Consider the following 18469-nt stretch of genomic DNA (forward strand, 5'->3'; position numbering starts at 1 on the left):
TTGAAGCGCTTGAAGACCGTATCTCACGTCCATCCAGGGTCTGGAACCGTATTCCCGATGAGATCAGAGCGCAGATTATCGAGATGGCGCTAGACGAGCCAGATTTGTCACCACGAGAGCTCGCAGTCCGCTTCACAGACACAAAAGGCTATTTTGTTTCAGAGGCTTCCGTCTATCGGTTACTGAAAGCGCAGGACCTTATTACCTCACCGGCCTATGTGGTCATCAAGGCCGCTGATGAGTTCAGGGACAAAACCACCGCTCCAAATCAGCAATGGCAAACCGACTTCACCTATTTCAAGATCATAGGCTGGGGATGGTTTTATCTGTCCACCGTACTTGATGATTACTCCCGCTATATCATTGCCTGGAAGCTGTGTACCACAATGAAAGCCAAGGACGCCACCGACACTCTTCAGTTGGCGCTCGATGCCTCAGGCTGTGACCAACCAAAGGTGCAGCATCGTCCACGTCTACTTTCTGACAATGGCAGCTCATACGTCTCGTCGGACTTGGCCGAATGGCTGGAGGAAAAAGATATGAAGCATGTCAGGGGTGCTCCTTATCATCCGCAAACCCAAGGCAAGATCGAACGTTGGCATCAAACCATGAAGAACCGCATCCTGCTCGAGAACTACTACATGCCAGGGGATCTGGAAGCCCAGATTGAAAGGTTTGTCGATTACTATAATCACCACCGCTATCACGAGAGCCTGAGCAACGTGACACCAGCAGATGCATATTTCGGGAGGGATATGGCGATACTACAAAACCGACAGATGATTAAACGCAGAACTCTTCAAAATCGCCGCTTGCGTTACCACGCGCAAGCCGCTTAACATCAACATGCAAACCGGGCCAAACACGCCGCTATTCAGAAGCTAATTCTGTCTAACTTCATTCGACGACGGACACTTATCGATTACATAGGTGGTTATAAGCACACTGACACTCCTCAACTATACATAAGTACAGCAACAATTTTTATTTTTTTAAATCCAAATTGATCCCCAAAATCTGTTTCCACCCAAATATAGAGACGAAGGCCAAAACTACAGGATAATACTAAGTTCAATAAGGAAATCCTGAATTACTTAATTTCGATTATGTAATAATACATCTGCAATAACCAACTCGAATGAAACTGGTTACACATGATACAACACAATTTTCCTTAAAATAAATCTTGAACAAGAGAAAAACAACAGAACCAAATCAACCCTTCGATTATTGCTTGTCTTAGTACAGTGCTTTTTTCAGGCTCCTTTGACCTTGGCTCATCATGGAAACTCTATTATATCGTTTCAAGCAGAACTCGTCTAAGTCGGTGCAACTCTTATTCTGACGAAACAAAACTCCTAGCTTTACAGGCCAAGCGCAAGTGCGATCTATCTGCCACTCATAAACCGGCATTTTGGGCTGTTTTCAGCATAGTAAGAAATTTTTAATTTTCCTTTGTGTAGGTCGATAAAAGGTCAAATTGGGAGTTTTCTCCATCGCAGATTTCGGTACGAATACATGCAGCAAGCATTGCAAAATTTATCAGGGCAAGCTCCTCTCTTCTGCAAGCATCATTCGGCGAGAGTGATTTTCTAAGGTGCAATACTGAGCAATAAAGGACACATGACTATTCGTCATCATCTGCAACTCAAAACCAGTTGACTTTGAAGCCTAGAAAAAATGCAAATCTACTCTTAGTTTGGTTGTACCAACACTGCTCCAAGCTAAATTAAGTATCACTCTTCTTACCATCTTAGTTCATATCCTCCAACAACCGCCCATGTTTCTTCGTCTGCTCGATGACTTCTCCGAAGGTTTTGAAGCCGTGGGAGGATAGGAGGGGGAGGAGTTTGCAGAGGGCTTGGGCGGTGGCTTGGGCGTCGCCGAGGGCTGTGTGGCGCGAAGCTATGGGGATCTCTATGCCAAGGCGGGTGCAAAGGGCGTCGAGAGTGTGCACCTGATCTGCGCCGAAAACGACAGCAGACAAGAGGACTGTATCAAGGATCGGATGGTCCCAGGCATGGCCGGACAAGTGGCCGTATCGATGTAGGAATGCCATGTCGAACGGCGCATTGTGCGCAACAATGACGGAGTCTTTGGCGAAAGCATGAAACTCTGAAATTGCAGTCACCGGGTCTGGAGCATCTGCCACCATGTCATCTGTGATCCGGTGAACTCCGGTTGAGGCAGCCGGAATGGGTCTGCCCGGATTGACCAACTGATCAACTGTTTCACCGGGAATGATACGTCCGTTGACAACCCGCACGGCCCCGATCTGGACAATGTCGTCCTTATTCGGCATGAGGCCGGTTGTTTCTGTATCGAAAACGACGAAGCTGAGATCACGCAGAGAACGCTCCTCAATTTCCTTTTCACAATGGTGCTGAGCCGCCTCAAAGTCATAAATCAGAGGTCGCGGTGCCTCTGGTGCGATGCGCACGGTCGCATCGTCAATCAGGATCATGTAGCCCGACATCCCTCTGAGTTTTTTAAGGCGCAATTGAAAATTGAGGTTGCCACGGGCACCTTTCACATCAACAGCAATTTCTGTTTTTAATTCGATCAGCTGATCATAGGCAGCACGCACCTCTTCCTCAATAAAGTAATCAAAGATGGATGCACTCAAACGTGGAACATGAACCTGCCCAAGAATGTCTGCAGCTTGCCCGTCATAAAGCATGATTTTGTGTGCATGGCTGACGAGCACGATGGCGACGGGGATCTCAGTTAACAGCAAGGCGAGCTGTTCGCGCTCGCTCGCCAGCTGCGCCGTTGCATCAGAAACCAACTCATCTGTTTCTGCACTGTCATTGGTTAAACGCCAGGCAACTGCATGAGCCGCGGGGGCGAGATCTCCCAGATATTTGGCCTCTTCAAGATCAATTGAGGCATCAACGTTGGCATGAGCTGTCGTGCGGATGGCAGCGGAAAGACGCTGCACTGGTTTGGCAACATTTTCGTCAAACAGAAGCCAGATGCTGACCGAGATCGCGAGAAGACCGAAGGTGGATAGTATACCAGCCAACAAGAAACCCGAGGCCGGTGTTGTGTCCGTAATACGGGTGTATCCGAAGTAAAGCGCAGCTCCGACGACAGCACAGCTTGCTGCGGCGACACCCGCGAACAAGAGGAAAATCCGAAATCGCAAGCTGAGGCCTGTCAACATTACCCCTCTCCGCATATTGTTGAGGTGATCCTGTCATTTTCCGGCACCGAAACCCACTGAGCGCCCGAGACGCTTCCGCCCTTCTCAAAAACGATTCCGTCAGCCAGCGCTGCTCGTCGGCTGGTGGTGCAATCGGTGAGTACAGGAAGTTTGTTTATTGGTGACCAGCGGCCAAAGAAATATGCCTGCGCCAGCTTCATGCCCGGCTGCTCCGGGTGGGTCTGGATCGTGGCAGTGTCAATGGCGACAAATCTTTCCGTGAATGGATACAGATAGGTCCATGGACGATAAAAGGCTTTGCTTTCTACTGTTTCAGCAACAACCATGCCTTCAGGCAGGGTTTGTTTGGTGCGTGAATACCAGCTGTATTCGCTTGAAATTGTTGCCAGCAGCATGGCTGCACCGGCAGCGATCGGCACGAGCCAGCGCGGCAAACGCCCGCCAAGAACATGATTGATCAACATCACAAGACCAGCTCCGGCGACGCCTGCAATAAAGGTCCCGATCAATTCAAGAAACATGTTATTCCTCCCAGGTGGCTGTGGTTGTTTTTTATCTACTCACAGCTCTGATTATTATTGGTCTCTAGCGGAGCGAATTCCTCGTTTGATTCTATCCGATCAAACGGAACGCGCTCTAGCTCAACATTCCCCGGCCATGCCCGATTGCTGACTGCATGGTTTTGACGACAACAAACGCATCCCGTACATGGGAGCGTTCAAAATCTGACAGGCTTGAAGGTTGCAGGAAATTGTCTGGCTGTGATCCCTGTTTGACCAGCTCTGCCTGATGCTGAATCCGCATCTCGGCAATCAGGTCATAAGCATCCAGAAGGTCCCCGGCGCCGGATTTGCTCAGCTGGCCGCTCTCGCGAGCCTCTTCCAGACGGGCGCGGGTGTTGACGGCTCCGATCTGCCCTTGCAGTGCATAAATGCGCGCCAGATCAACCACCGGCACCACGCCATTGTGTTTCATGTCCAGCGTGTTTTTGTGCTCACCCGAGCGTATGGTTGCCAACCCGCGCAGCAAGCTGAGCGGCGGCGTATGTTTCAGCGAATTGCTGACCATATGCGCCACGAAAATCGAGTTACGGCTTGAAGCTTCCAGCGTTTGCGCTTGCAGGTCTTCAAAGAGGGAGACCTCGCCGCCGATTGGTCTGAGATCGAACATAACAGAACTAAGCATCTGGGCTTCAGGGTCCGGTTTGTTGATCCAGCCTTCAAAATAGGATTTCCAGACAGATAACGGCTGGCTCCAGCGCGGGTTCGTTGCCATCATGTCGCCGGGGCAATAAATGTAGCCGCTGGTGTTGAGCCCATCACACACAAACTTTGCCAATTCAGCGAAGTAACCCAGCCGCTGCTCATCCGTTACGCCGTCATCCAGAAACAGGCAATTGTCCTGATCGCTGACCCCGGTTTGCTCGCGCCGCCCTTGCGAGCCGCAGGCAAGCCATAGATACGGGACGGGCGGAGGGCCAAACTTTTCTTCCGCCAGCTTCAGCAAGCGACGGGTTGCAGCATCAGCAATATCAGAGATCAACCGTGTGACAATTTCGTGCCGACTGCCACCAGCCACCAGCTGTACCAGCAGGTTGGGTATCCGTGCCGTCACCCGTGCTATGTCATAGGCATCTTTGGCCCTGGCAACTTCGCTGACCAACTCAGCAGAACTGATGGCCTGAAACCGTGTCAAATCCGTTTGCGTCACCATGCCGACGAGGCGCTCACCCTCCACGATTGGGACATGACCAATGCGCCGTTCCATCATCAAATGTAAAAGATCCGACCCGATGGCTGATGGTGCAAGCACAATGGGATTAGCCGTCATGACAGCTTCAACCGGTGTCTCAACTGATAAAGCAGGCGCCAAAACCTTAAAGGAGAGGTCCCGCACCGTAATGATCCCGATCAGCCCACCTTTTGCATCTGTTACACAAAGCGAAGAAACGCGGGCATCCCTCATCTGCTGGGCAGCATGTTGCACTGTGTCGTCAGGACGACAGGTAATCGGGTTGGGCGCCATAAACGATTCAATTGGAATGGCCGCCAGATCATTTTCGCGGGTCCGCGGCTTCTGAGTCCGGTCAAAGAAACGGGCGACGGGTTGATGCGCTGCAATCAATTCTGTCAATAACGCAGGCGGGAGCACCAAAAGGACAGTTGGCTCACCGGCTTTTGCGGATGTAACCGCGCGTCCGTCCAGAAACAGACCACGCTCCCCAAACGAATTGCGAATGCCAAGACGGCTTATGACGGCATCATTCTTATCCCGGATTTCAACGCCGCCCTCGTAGATGAGAAACAGCCCCGGCAGTTGATCTCCAAGCTCATAAATACCAGCACCGTGGACACGCTCCCACACTGTTATCTGGTTGGACAACGCCTCTTGATCTGTTTCTGGAAGAACATCATAGGGATGCACGGATTTCAGAAACTGCAGGACTTGCTCTGATGTAAGAGGCATGGCTCCGCCTTCAGCTGGAAGAAATAAAGTCCTGCCCAGCATAGGCCGGGCAGGACAGGATCGAAAGACAGCGGGGTACTGAGGTTCAGCAACCCGCATGAGTTATCAATGGTCCTGAGCTGCACCGGCTCCACGGGGGATACGTACGCTTTCCACGAGGTCCTTGATCACCTGAGGTGTTTCCTTCGTCATGCCTGCAACAAAGTAAGCAACAGCGAAGTTCACAGCCGCACCAATCGCACCAAACGATGTGGACTTGATCGTACCAAGCAGCGGATCAGCATCTGAGAAGCTGGCTGTGCCTGGAATGAAGAACCAGCCCTTGTGCAGGAAGATGTAAACAAGGGTCACAACCAGACCAGACAACATACCCGCAACAGCACCAGTGTTATTGATGCGGGTTGAGAAGATACCCATCATCAGCGCAGGGAAGATGGATGCCGCTGCAAGACCGAACGCCAGTGCCACCGTTTGTGCCGCAAAGCCCGGAGGATTAAGCCCCAGATAGGTTGCCACGACAATCGCAACCGCCATGGCCACTCGGGCAGACATCAACTCACTCTTTTCTGAGATTGATGGCTTAATTGCCCCCTTGATCAAGTCATGGCTAACCGCTGAGGAGATTGCGAGCAAGAGCCCTGCCGCTGTTGAAAGGGCCGCTGCCAAGCCGCCTGCAGCGACAAGACCAATCACCCAACCTGGCAGGTTTGCAATTTCCGGGTTCGCCAGCACGAGGATGTCACGGTTGAATTTTGTCAGCTCATTTCCAACCCAGCCTTTTTCGCCGGCAAGAGTTTGCATTTTTTCACTCTTGTCGTTGTAGTACTGGATTTTACCGTCGCCGTTCTTGTCTTCCCAAGCCAGAAGTCCTGTCTTTTCCCAGGTGTGCATCCAGTCATATTTTGGGTCGTTCTTAATCTGTGCAACTTCAACAGCACCACCATTAATGCCGCCGTTTGGCCACATCATATCTGTGATGTTGAGACGTGCCATCGCGCCAACTGCAGGAGCGGTGATGTAAAGCAATGCAATAAACACCAGCGCCCAACCTGCGGACCAGCGTGCATCAGCCACTTTAGGCACGGTGAAGAAGCGCATGATCACGTGAGGCAGACCCGCGGTACCGATCATCAGAGACAGCGTGAACAGCACCATATTGAAGGTGTCAGCATTGTTTGAGGTATATGAATTGAAGCCAAGCTCAGTCACCACCTGATCCAGTTTGGTCAGAAGCGGTTCACCACTTGCAACATCATTGCCGAACAGACCAAGACCTGGAATTGGATTTCCTGTCAGTTGCAGCGAGATGAAAACTGCTGGAATGGTGTAAGCGGTAATCAGCACGACATACTGAGCGACCTGCGTATAGGTGACGCCTTTCATGCCGCCAAATACAGCGTAAGCAAACACAACACAGGCACCGATCAACAGGCCTGTTGTGTTGTCAACTTCCAGAAAGCGGCCAAACGCGACGCCAACACCGGTCATCTGACCGATCACGTAGGTGGTTGACGCAACAATCAAGCAAACCACAGCAACAATACGAGCGGTCTGACTGTAGAAGCGATCACCGATAAACTCAGAGACGGTGAACTTGCCGAACTTGCGCAGATACGGAGCAAGAAGCAGTGCCAGCAGCACATAGCCACCGGTCCAGCCCATCAGGAAGGATGAGTTGTCATAGCCGGTAAACGCAATAAGGCCGGCCATGGAAATAAAAGATGCCGCAGACATCCAGTCAGCTGCAGTTGCCATACCGTTGGTGACTGGATGGACGCCGCGACCTGCAGCGTAAAATTCAGATGTGGAACCCGCACGGGCCCAGATCGCGATGCCGATGTAGAGCGCAAAGGAGCTGCCCACAAATAGCAAGTTGATAGTAAACTGATCCATGATCTGAAAAGCCCCTATTCTTCTTCAACGCCGTGTTCACGGTCGAGACGGTTCATACGCCAGGCGTAGAAAAAGATGATCGCCAGGAAGACCAGAATGGAACCCTGTTGTGCGAACCAAAACCCCAGATCAGTGCCGCCGACACGAATTCCGCTCAGCAGCGGGCGCAGCAAAATGCCAAACCCGAACGAGACCAGAGCCCATATAACGAGGCTTATTTTGATGATACGCATATTGGCAGCCCAATACGCGTTGTTGGATGAGTTATCTGACATGCTCTCCTCCCGTTTGGGCCGGATGAAATTCAACCGGACGGCATATGCCCCCAAATCTCAAACTGGATTTGCTGTTGATGACCAGTACCTCCCACTGGTCAGCTGGCTTGGAGAGTATCTGTGGATCTTGTTTGGTCTAACAAACTCCATCAAGGAAAGCCGCTCAGGTGACGTAGAATCCCATCAAAAACATCACCACTTTCGAAGAACTAAGCTTTCCATTTGCTTGGAGTTTCGAGCTCGCAGGCTTACACAGCTAGCCACTTGCTCTCTTAATCCCGCCCCACTTCATCAAGAGAGCGTTGCGTCAGCTCCCCAAAGCCAGAACTGAGCTATCACAAGATCCTATTACTACTCCCACACAGCCACCTTCAACGCCCAGTTTGTGCCCCCCCACCCAACTTGTACACGCCTACTTACGTAGAGAATACTTATGTATTACAACCAAAGACTTTGAAACTACTTGCAGGCTGACGGCCTTTGTAGGGCAAATTTGTATCTAAGGAATGTATTTAATTACTCTGCTGGGCTACAAATAACTATGAAATTATGGAACCATGACATCATCCGATGACCATTGAGTGTCCTACATGACCGTCAATCGCTCCCTCTCCTTGAGCAAAGCCCCAAAATATACAATTTTCTTTCGCCGAAAACTCGTCCTTCGAACATGTTTCGATTCCCACACCACCTATTTTCTGAAGCTGAAGCAGACAATTTCCAGAGCTGATATTCACCTAAAGCAGATACCTGAGCCTCCACATTGTCAGCATAATACGCATCCAGAATACGATATTGAGATAGCTGCTCTCGTAAATAGTAGACACCGCGGTTTGTTACCAACAAACTAAAAGATTGTGTGCTGAGATAATGTGTAGCTTGCGCAAGTGGTGCTATTGTAGGCGTTTGAGATAACAATTGTGACCATAAACCAAGCTGTAGGATTGAAATAGTTAGTAGGAAAAGGGGCATGGGCCTCAGGTTCAAACTTACCAACCAAATCACTAGTAAAATTGCTGGCAGAAGCACATGGCGGAGGTTTTCTGGGTTCTGGGCAAGGAGTGTCCAGAGTACGGCTGTTGTTGCTGCTATGAGCAATGGTGTGAGTTTGGGGCGGGTTGGGACAACAAGGGCAGTCATTAGGGTGAGTAAGATCAAGCTTGCAAATGCGACGGGTTCTTTTGCAAGGGCATCCAGCCAGCTATCTCTTTCAAAAGTTTGTTCAAAGGATGTGTTACCCCAGACGGAGAAATGGCCTTCGGTGAACCGTAGGGCTTCAATTAAATAGGCCTTGCCTTCCAGAAGGAATACGCCTCCGAAGAACACGAGTAGTGTTCCGCTACTTGCGATAAGGAGTTTTAGGCGGGCGTCTTTTTTTAAATACCACTCAAAGAGCAAAGCCAGAGCAACTGGAGCAATAAACGATGGCCTGCAAGCCAGAGCAAAACCCGCAAAGCACCCTGCTCTGGTGTGTTTGCCTCTACCCATAAAAGCTAGGGCTATAAGAAAGAATGCGATGCCAGTTGCATCGCTCATCATGCTCAGACCAACGAGTGGAAGGAACGGCTGTGTCAAAACTGCGAAGAAGGCGAGCAGCGTACTTGTATAAGATGCACCCCACGCTTTTGCCGTCCAAGCTGCAAGCGGTGGTAAGGATAGTGCCGAAAACAAACTTAGATAAAAGACCGCTTGCTTAGCGCTCAAACCCATCAAAACAAGTAGTTTGCTCAGTAAAATAAATCCCGGGTACCCCGGAAAGTGGGGCCTAAATTCAAGCACACTGAAGCGGAGTGTGCCATTAACAAAGAAGTATGCATCATCACTGGGGATGCTTGGGGGGTGGCGGAGCAACCAAATGGATAAAACCGCATAGCAAAAGAGAGAGGCGCCCCAACCAAGTCGCAACATCCTAATTTGCCAACGCCTTCAGAACATCCTCAACAGCTGCGCTATAAGCAGCGGAATCTGCTTCTCGTTTACCAACTCCAAAAACCCCCGGATTTCCGATGGCTTCAAGCGCTTTGCGGAAGCTTTCATCTGCAGCTTGACGTTGCTCGCCCGGCAGCTCCCCGGCTATGGCATCGCAGAAGCGTTTTGATTTAACGACAAGAACCTTAGCGGTCTGATAGTCGTTCAAATTATCAGAACCTGTTTGCAAACGACGGGTAATCTCCGCAATAAAAACTCGTTTGATAGCAGCTGCGATTGTCGCCGTATCTTGAGAGGCTAATGCCTTTTCAAAGGCTTCAGAGAGCCCGCTGTCATAATCTGTCGTTAGATAGGCAAGTTCCTCTGAGATCTCGTTGGCAGCTAACTTCGCAGCTTCAAAGTCTCCAGCGTTTACGGCTTTAAAGATGGCCTCCCGCGCATCAATCAGAGGTTCCTTGCCAGCTGCAGCATAAGAGTAGGCATGAGCCTGACCAGCAACAAGCAAAGACATAAGCAATGCATAAAATATTCTCACCACGACTAACCTCCTAAGCCACACTTTCCGTTTCAATAACGGTTCTTTCACTACGATGTTCATAGATGGTAGTACGCTGATCCTTTTCGCTAATCAGCGCATCAGCAGCCATTTGTCCCATCTCCATCGAGGTGTCTGTGAAGATGTAGCGGAAGGTACCTTGCCGCCCACATTGGATCAGGTTGTCAAACTGATTGAGATGAGCGATTGCGTTTGCGCGGCTCTTCTCATACCCCACTGTCATCAGTGGATAGGCTTGCCGCTGATAAGTTGAGAAATATTCGCCTGTCGCTGCTGAGCTGTCGACACCAAGCTTGTTCAAAACATCACAGACTTTGAGAAACATCTGCTGGTTGTCCATCTCCCACAGCTCGCTCCCCGGATCGCATGGGATCTCCAGCATAGCAGAGGTATGCCCCTTTGGAGCCATGAACGGTGAACGTCGTTTGGGCTCCTGCAAGCGTGTCGCCATGATGTCTGGATCAGATAGATATTGCCATGTGCGGTCCGAGAGATTGTTCATTTCAAGCGGCATATTGAAGAACCGCAGGCCCCTGAATGCTAACCTACTCTTGCCGCCTGTTAACTTTACCATGTAAGGCAAAGAGAGCGTGGAGAGAACAGCATCTGCAGGGTAGGAAGAGCCTCCTGCTTTCACTGTACTAACTCGAGTTGCCGTATAGTCAAAACCCTCAACAGGTGCGTCATAGATGATTGTACCACCAAGAGCTTCAACCTTATGAGCCATACGCTCAAAGATTACACCAAATCCATATTTGGGATAACGATAGCTTCTGGCATAGGTGCGCGGGGTATCTTTACCTATTGGTAGAAGGCGTTTGGCAACATCTTTCAAGTCCAACAGACTTATGCGCTGACCAGCCCAGTCTGCGGACAAGTCGACTGGATCAATGCCCCAAAGTTTGCCTGTGTATCCTTCAAAGAAATTTTTGTAGAGCGTTTTTCCAAATCGGCTAGTAATCCATGTTGCAAAGTTGTCGTCGCATGGTCGTGAAAACGGAAGAACCGCAAGATCTTTTAATACTCCAGCGAGCAGAGAGGCTGGTGCCGTTTTAAGAATGTTGCCCATCGCCAAAGGGTAACTATAAGTACGTCCTTGAAAGCGAATAACGCTCTTGCGTTGGCTGGTCAGCAGATCATCGCCAACCAGCTCTTCAACCAACTGTAACAACTGCGCATTGTGCGTGATGAAACGGTGCCCGCCATAGTCAAAACGATAGGTTCCGTGGCGCCCTTCAAAAGTTGTTGTGCCGCTTTGGCCACCCTCTTTTGAAGCCTTTTCAAGCACGGTGACCTGAATGCCGGCTTCTAGCAAACGGATAGCAGCCGTCAGGCCAGCTGGACCTGCCCCCAACACCAAAACATGATCAGGCTTTCTTAGCATAGCCACGGCTCCAGAAACTCAGGAATAGTCCAAGGTAAAGTGCCCAGCTTGTAAACTGGATCAGCGTTGGAGATGCGTTATAGCCGAACAGTGCCCGCATGAAAGTGCCGAAGGTGCCCTGATCATCCAGAACAAACGAGATGTTAAAAATCTGCTCCACCATGATCGGCACAACATCAATTGCTTGCAGCATGTTGATGGCAGAGGAAAACAATCCGGCGGCAATAATGATGATGAGCAGGCTGGTGTATTTGAAGAACGGAGCAATTGGGACTTCACGGGTGCCCCGCATCATGATCCAGACCAGTAAGATGGATGCAACAAGGCCGATCGTTGCGCCGATCAGGCCGTTTTCCAGTGTAACGCCCTGCCCTGAGTACATGAGCGCTGAGAAAAACAGTACAGTCTCAAACCCTTCACGCAGCACAGCAATGAACGCAAGGAACACCATGCCCCACAGGTTGCCCGAGGAGATGTGGAACTCCAGCTTTCTTTTGACATGGTCGACCTGCGCCTTAGCTTGCTTGTGCATCCAGATCGCCATGTAGCTCAACACCAACGTGGCAAAGAGCAGGATGAAGATCATCAGCAGGTGTTGATAGTGCTCGTTGGAAAACTGATCAATCACCACCTGGAAAATGAAGGCCAAAGCCAATGATACGATCAACCCAAGCACCACACCCAGATAGACGTATTTGTTGAAGTGCCTTACGCCAAGTTTGTGCATGTAAGACAGGATGATACCAACCAGCAGAAAGGCTTCCAGCCCTTCGCGGAATGTGATCAGAAAACTGGCAAACATTATGGCCGCTCCAGTGTTTGAGTAAGTTCAGCCATAACGACAGCTTCCGGGTTGGGTAGATCTGGGTAGGATTGGCGCACCGCATCGGTCACCCACTGCGGATAGATGCGGAACATCATCTTCACATCCACACTGAGCGGATATGCAGCAGTCTCTGGCATCGCAAAGGCTTCATCCCGATAACCATCTGCCGGGATCTTGGTGTCTTTCAGCATTTTCTCATAACGCCAGAACAGCAGACCGACTGGCTTGCCGTCTTTATCGCCAAAGACCTTTTGGAACATGCGTGCGTCAGTTGGCACAACACCCTTTGCGTCCATCTTGCCGTCTTCCAAAATAACTGTGCCATTTGCGTCTTTTACGGTTACATCCAGCCAAAGTTGGCGGAAGTCTGCAACGCCAGTTGGTAAGGCGTGCCCTGCCCCAACGTTTTTGACACGAACGACCAGCTTACCGTTTCCGTCGATGTAGCTTTCCAACTCAGCAGCAGTGCGCAAAAGCTCGATGCTCATTTCTGAAAGCTTTTTGTTGCGCAGGCCGACAAGATGGTGATTGGCGCCAGTGAACTGGTGTGTCACCACATTGTCTTTCACTTTGCCACCATCGGTGGAGATACCCGGAACATTCTCGCCGATTTTCTGCACGTCAGCCATCATGTGGCAACTAATACAAGTACGGTTCTTGGAAGGATCCGCTGGATTGTTATAGGAGGATTTCTCCCACTCACCATAGGTATTCACAATCACGCTGCCTGTGCCTGGAGCTACCTCATTGTGGCAAGTGCTACACAGAGCGGAATCTTTGTAAAATGGTTGAGAATACGACTTTGCATGCACATCAGGCTTAGCGTTGATCTGTCGGTTACCCACCCAGTGCAGCAGCGCATTGTCGTTGTCTTCAAAGATGTACTGTTCTCTGTCTTTCACGTTGACGGTAAAGCTGGCATTGGTACCTGCCGTCTTACCCATGGCCGCTTCAATGCGCGTGATGCGGTGGCAGAACAAACAGCCCGTGCCTTCATCTGAATCCGGCACACCTTTTTCAAGAGCATCAAAGAGACTTGCGCCGCCCTTCTCAAACATATGCGCATCTTGCGGAGCTGCCTTAGGCTCGGTGAACTGTTCTTGAGGCTCATGACAGCCGAGACACCATTTGCCAAACTCTTTGCCTTCGGTCTGTTCGGCAACGGACTTCACGACCATAAAGTATGGGTTGGATTCTCCCATCAGGCGATGGTTTGAATCTGCCCATTGCTCAAACATGTCAGAATGGCAGGACGCACATGCGGCTGAGTTCACCCAATCCTTCTCATGTAGGACCTTCCGATCATCATCAAGGCGTATCCAACTCGCATTCAGGGGTAAGTTTCCACGTGACGTAATGAAAGCTTGCAATGCCTCCATATCGCGCTTGACCGGCTCTGTCGGTTCATCTGGATTGATCTGCAAAGCCCCATCGCGGTCATCATGGCCCATACCACCTTGCGTCTTTTGCATGATGCGCAAGTAATCACCAATGAAGTTACCGGATATCATGTTGTTCAGATTGTCATGGCCGATCGTAGCACGGTCGAACTTCTTGGTTGGCGTAGAGCGATAAAGATAGCCGTTGGTGAAGTTGAAACCATCCACATGGCAACTCTGACAACTCATCCAGAAATCACCAGTGGTTGGCGTCAGCTTTGCATCATCAGTGTTGCCGCTGTTGAAGAGGATCTTGCCACGACGTAGCTTGGCTTCAACCGGATCATTCTGCACCAGTAGAACTGGAGCTTGTTCACTCAGAGTGACGCGGGCAAACGGGCCGTCCCCACCTCTCTTCAGCTTCACCAGATCAAGCGTCATCGCGTTTTGCACAAAGATATCGTGACCAGACACGACAAGCCCACGTGGGTTATCGCCCGGGATATGACGAAAGATCTGCATGGCCTTCGCACCGCCCTGATTCAGCTTGCCTTTCCGACGTGCTCTGCGCTTCTTTTTGCTGATCAGGGCCGTTCTACGGGTTAGATCGAAGACCATCAAATCTTCACTGCCAGCCAACGTCACATAAACTTTTTTACCATCCTCGGAGAATTCGGCATCATGGGGGTTTGAGACAATGCGCGTGCGGTTATTGGTGTCGATAATGTTGATTTGCTTGAAAAGATGCTTGCGGCGCTCTGTAACTTCTTCTTCTCGCCCCTTTTCGAGGCTCAGCAGCGAGACACTTGGGAACACGGTGGATTGAAACTGGAAAGGATGATCAAAGTTCCAAAGAACGTGCGGCAACCAGGCCTCGCTCTCATCCGGGCTCACCGCAATATCATCCAGGATGCGCGGAACGCCTTGAGAAACAGCTTCATCGCTATCTTGTGTTTCAGCCAAACTAATCGTTTTCAGAAGTTTAAGCTTAGCGCCTGCGGTATCCCAAATGGATACTTTGCCAACCATGGCATGTGTTACAATCAGACGACCATCACTAAGCAAAGCGAGACCACGCGGTGTTTCCTCGCTGTCGATGTCCTGAGTGACGCCTCGTTTCGGATCAATCGCAATGATCTTGTGCGCTTCAAACAACGAGACCCAGAACAGGTTATTGGTCTTGTCATAGATGATGCCAAACGGGCGATAGTCGGTCTTGAACTCGGACAGAACTTCATTTGTGTTCAGATCAATGAAAACCACACGGTCACCCGTGTAGTCCGTTACACCCAGGATATTCTGGTTTTCATCCAATGCGATGCGGCGTACCTCACCACCGATCTTGATCTCTTGCAGAACTTTGCTCGAGCCGCGGTCAACAATCGTGACACTACCTGCATCAAAGTTTGCTGAGATGAGTTTTGTGCCCTCATCATTGAGAACAAGGGAGCCACTTTCAACGGCAGCATAGGCTGGTACCATGAGTGCCACCAGTGCCAGAAGAAATGGGAAGATCCAGGCTGCAACTTTAACCATCGAATAGCGTTTGGCGTGGTGGAATACCAATACCGAAACCGGTAATGCTGGAACCAGATGAAGCCAGTATGCCAGCTGCCCCATTACATTGCCGCGATTGCCAAAAAACGCGAGATAAATGCCACTGAGAACCAGCAGTACCAGCGCAATCTCAATCATCTGACCCGTTCTGCGCAGGAACGGACGACCGTTCTTCTTGATCAGATCACGATGAGAAAGCCAGAATGGAAGAACGAACAAGGGAAAAAGAACTAGTGAGACGACGAAGTGTATGGCAAGCGAAGGTTGGATCAGTTGCCAGGGAAGCCCGACAACATCCCACAGCATCAATCCGCTGATCGTGAGGAAGTAAAGCACAAACTCAGCATGCTTGCTCTTGTAACCAAGACGCTTCCAGAACATTTCTATTGCGCTGGGTTGTGCTGGCTTAGGTCCATTGACTGGTACGCTATTCTTGCTTGCATCATCCATGAGTGTGGATCGATTCTTCGTCAGATTATTATGATTGTTGTCTCTATAGCTAAATGCGAATGCCTCGCATTTGACTTAGGTTAACAAGCAGAAGAAGCCGGGATGTTTTACACCCCGGCTGTTTCAAGTTGCGGCAAACTACTTATTTTGCAGCAAACACTTTGACCTTACCGGCCATCACCATAGCTGTGCCTGCTTGCGTGATCTGTGGCACGCCATCTGCATCTGTGTCGAAATCTTCACTGCCAGCAACAACATTCTCACCACTATCGCCCAGCCATTCAGCAAGCTGCATGCCTTCATTTACATTGCGGCCATTAATGACAGTGCGGAACCAGCTTTCATATCGTTGTGTCAGGCTTGCCAGATCCAACAAAGGTTCATTCTCACCTTCACTGTTGCGCAGAATAAGCATCGCACTGCGCAGTCCAGCACTGATTGCAGCAGCGGTATATGGTGTGTGCTCAGTTGGTTGACCTGGCACAGCGGCGTAGGTGCCAATAGCTTTGTCATACATCTTCGCTTCAATAGTCAGGAACAGCTTGCGCGCAGCTTCTTTGTAGCTCTCATCCTTTGTTGCAAGGAATGCCGAGGTCAATCCATGGACAACAGCGAACTGCGTACCAAGGCTTTGCTCCGCGTTTGCCCCCTTACCAATTTCAAACCCATCAACCGCAAGACCGTTCTCAGCAATCAAGTTCTTCAGAATAAAGTCTGCTTGCGCTTTAATCAGCTCAAGCGCCCGTTTGCCGCGTGCAGTTTCCAGACTTTCACCCGCATCAGCAGAGGCATAACCAACAGCCAGCGCATCCTGAGAGCGTTGGAAAATGTTTAGTGCCTGAAGAGCATAGGCTGCGTCATAAGTGGTAACTTTGGTGCCTTGCTTGCCATCATAACGATCAACCAGTGTGCCCGCATCTTTGTTGAAGTGCAGTGCATCAAGGTTCTTGAAAGTAGCGTTTGTCAGCACGCTTGCAGCAGAGAAGACATCATCTGAAACAATGTCATTCATAGGATCTCTGTCTTTGTTCAGATCAGCAGCTGCAGCAAATGGCGCGCCGTCAAACACGGCGGTGAAAGCCGGGTTCTGGTTTGAGTTCACGGTACGTTGGTCGCTATACGCGTAAATTTCAGAAAGTGGCCACAACATCAGCCATGTGTCACGCAGTGTGGATGCCCCATTGATGACTTTTAGAGACCCGATAGCTTTCACAGAGTTTTCTGTTTTTTCGGTCACCGATACTTTATGCGGAAACCAAATTGGACCTTGTGCCGGATCGTAAGACGCTGTCAATTTCGCACCAAGCATCTTTCCGTCATAACCGAACTGATCACGCAGTGTAATCAGACGATCATTGATCATCTCAGTCAGAATAACGCCGTTGAAACCATCCGCCGTAGACACTCCAAGGGCATGCACGCCATCTTGATCCATAACAGAGGTTTCGGCTTCGACTTCCAGATCCTCAGCAATCGTGTGCATACCACCGAGGAAATCCTGCGCCCACATAACATCCTTGAGCATGATGCCTGCTGCTGCACCCGGATTGAAGGACTTGTCCATGCCTTCTTCTTTCCAGGAGAGCGATGCGTAATCACGGAAGTAAGCCGGAATATCGATCTTCACAGTTTTGGAGCTTCCGAGGGCAGTCAGAATATCAGCCGCATCGCTGGAGACGACAGAACTGTCAATTGCCTGACCAATTTCAGGCAGTGCTGATATATATGGGAAGGTGATAGGATACATGTTGAGTGGAACTTCTTCCACTGGGAACGCAACAGACCCAGCCAACTCAATGACACGCTTACCAAGGCTTTCAAGCGAGCCACCACGCATTTTATTAAGCGGACCATTTACGATATGCGGCCCCATCTTGGACTGATAGTTGACCGCATACATGGCTTCTTCAGAGTACTCATAACTCTCGATGCCTGCTGCATAATCGAAGGCGGTTGGCTGGTTGACTAGGTTTGGGTCCAGAACATCCAGGTCCAATCCCAAACCTTCCGCTAAAGGCTCGCCAGAAAGCTCAAATTCAGTATAGGCCAGAAATCCACCTGCTGGATCAAAGATCTTGTCTAAAACCTCGACTTTAACTTCAGGGGAACCAGCAAGAGCTGCGGAGCTGATTGCCACTGCCGATGCGAATGATAAAAGTGCCGTTTTGTTCAACATGCTTAAACTCGGAATCTCTTTTTTTGGGGGATGGCCCAACATAAGCAAACCTCCCCTATCCCCCTCCAACACGCATAGATCACCAGGGCAAAACTGGTAGCTATTCGCAATTGAGAATGATTTGCAATCCGAGAAATAAGAAACTGAACATCTTTCGCAAATGATAAAAGTCAAATATGATTTAAATATTCATGTTTTATAATCATTCAAAAAATCAATATGTTATATGGGTTTATGACTACATTACATATCCCAGCCAACCGTGCATTTCACCATTCCCAATGACAAAACAGTTCGTTAAGCCCCAAAGAGCGCTGCCTATAAATGATGCAGGGCCACGAGTTGATTTTGGGACAAGAAGCCGATCTGTAAGAACTCTCAACCACTTTCGTCACTCATTAGTTCATTTAAG

General features: G+C 50.0%; 12 protein-coding genes. 1 reads left to right on the forward strand and 11 read right to left on the reverse strand.

The genetic code is table 11. The annotated features are described in order from the left end of the window. Nucleotides 1-839 (forward strand): IS3 family transposase (locus PsAD26_RS17180; RefSeq protein ID WP_063311438.1); only part of this gene is annotated, 839 nt, incomplete at its 5' end. 914 nt (nucleotides 840-1753) lie between these two features. Here the strand turns inward: PsAD26_RS17180 and PsAD26_RS17185 are convergent. The 11 genes from PsAD26_RS17185 to PsAD26_RS17235 form a co-directional block, all read right to left on the reverse strand. After that, nucleotides 1754-3166, reverse strand: coding sequence for an exonuclease domain-containing protein (locus tag PsAD26_RS17185; RefSeq protein ID WP_063311439.1), 1413 nt, complete (start codon nucleotides 3164-3166; stop codon nucleotides 1754-1756). Then, nucleotides 3166-3687 (reverse strand): hypothetical protein, encoded by a 522-nt coding sequence (locus PsAD26_RS17190; protein WP_063311440.1) that lies wholly within the window; start codon nucleotides 3685-3687, stop codon nucleotides 3166-3168. Before PsAD26_RS17190 ends, PsAD26_RS17185 begins: the two co-directional genes overlap by 1 nt. A gap of 115 nt (nucleotides 3688-3802) precedes the next feature. After that, nucleotides 3803-5632 carry a DUF294 nucleotidyltransferase-like domain-containing protein gene (locus PsAD26_RS17195; RefSeq protein ID WP_063311441.1) on the reverse strand — a complete coding sequence of 610 codons (1830 nt, stop codon included), beginning with the start codon at nucleotides 5630-5632 and terminating at the stop codon, nucleotides 3803-3805. A 105-nt stretch (nucleotides 5633-5737) separates the two neighbouring features. Next, complete coding sequence (locus tag PsAD26_RS17200; RefSeq protein ID WP_063296079.1) at nucleotides 5738-7525, reverse strand: sodium:solute symporter family protein; 1788 nt, start codon at nucleotides 7523-7525, stop codon at nucleotides 5738-5740. A gap of 14 nt (nucleotides 7526-7539) precedes the next feature. Next, complete coding sequence (locus PsAD26_RS17205) at nucleotides 7540-7800, reverse strand: DUF4212 domain-containing protein (protein WP_057462081.1); 261 nt, start codon at nucleotides 7798-7800, stop codon at nucleotides 7540-7542. Between the two features lie 597 nt (nucleotides 7801-8397). Then, complete coding sequence (locus PsAD26_RS17210) at nucleotides 8398-9708, reverse strand: hypothetical protein (RefSeq protein ID WP_063311442.1); 1311 nt, start codon at nucleotides 9706-9708, stop codon at nucleotides 8398-8400. A gap of 1 nt (nucleotide 9709) precedes the next feature. Continuing rightward, nucleotides 9710-10267, reverse strand: coding sequence for a hypothetical protein (locus PsAD26_RS17215; protein ID WP_063311443.1), 558 nt, complete (start codon nucleotides 10265-10267; stop codon nucleotides 9710-9712). Between the two features lie 10 nt (nucleotides 10268-10277). Beyond that, nucleotides 10278-11669 carry an FAD-dependent oxidoreductase gene (locus tag PsAD26_RS17220; RefSeq protein ID WP_063311444.1) on the reverse strand — a complete coding sequence of 464 codons (1392 nt, stop codon included), beginning with the start codon at nucleotides 11667-11669 and terminating at the stop codon, nucleotides 10278-10280. Further along, nucleotides 11653-12471, reverse strand: a complete 819-nt coding sequence (locus PsAD26_RS17225; protein ID WP_063311445.1) for an FTR1 family protein — start codon at nucleotides 12469-12471, stop codon at nucleotides 11653-11655. Before PsAD26_RS17225 ends, PsAD26_RS17220 begins: the two co-directional genes overlap by 17 nt. Beyond that, nucleotides 12471-15881: a multiheme c-type cytochrome gene (locus tag PsAD26_RS17230; protein WP_084403726.1), complete on the reverse strand. Its 3411-nt coding sequence runs from the start codon at nucleotides 15879-15881 to the stop codon at nucleotides 12471-12473. Before PsAD26_RS17230 ends, PsAD26_RS17225 begins: the two co-directional genes overlap by 1 nt. A gap of 142 nt (nucleotides 15882-16023) precedes the next feature. Next, nucleotides 16024-18057, reverse strand: coding sequence for a hypothetical protein (locus tag PsAD26_RS17235; RefSeq protein ID WP_063311750.1), 2034 nt, complete (start codon nucleotides 18055-18057; stop codon nucleotides 16024-16026). Nucleotides 18058-18469 lie beyond the last annotated feature (412 nt).

The organism is Pseudovibrio sp. Ad26, assembly GCF_001623285.1.
Classification (GTDB): Bacteria; Pseudomonadota; Alphaproteobacteria; order Rhizobiales; family Stappiaceae; genus Pseudovibrio; species Pseudovibrio ascidiaceicola.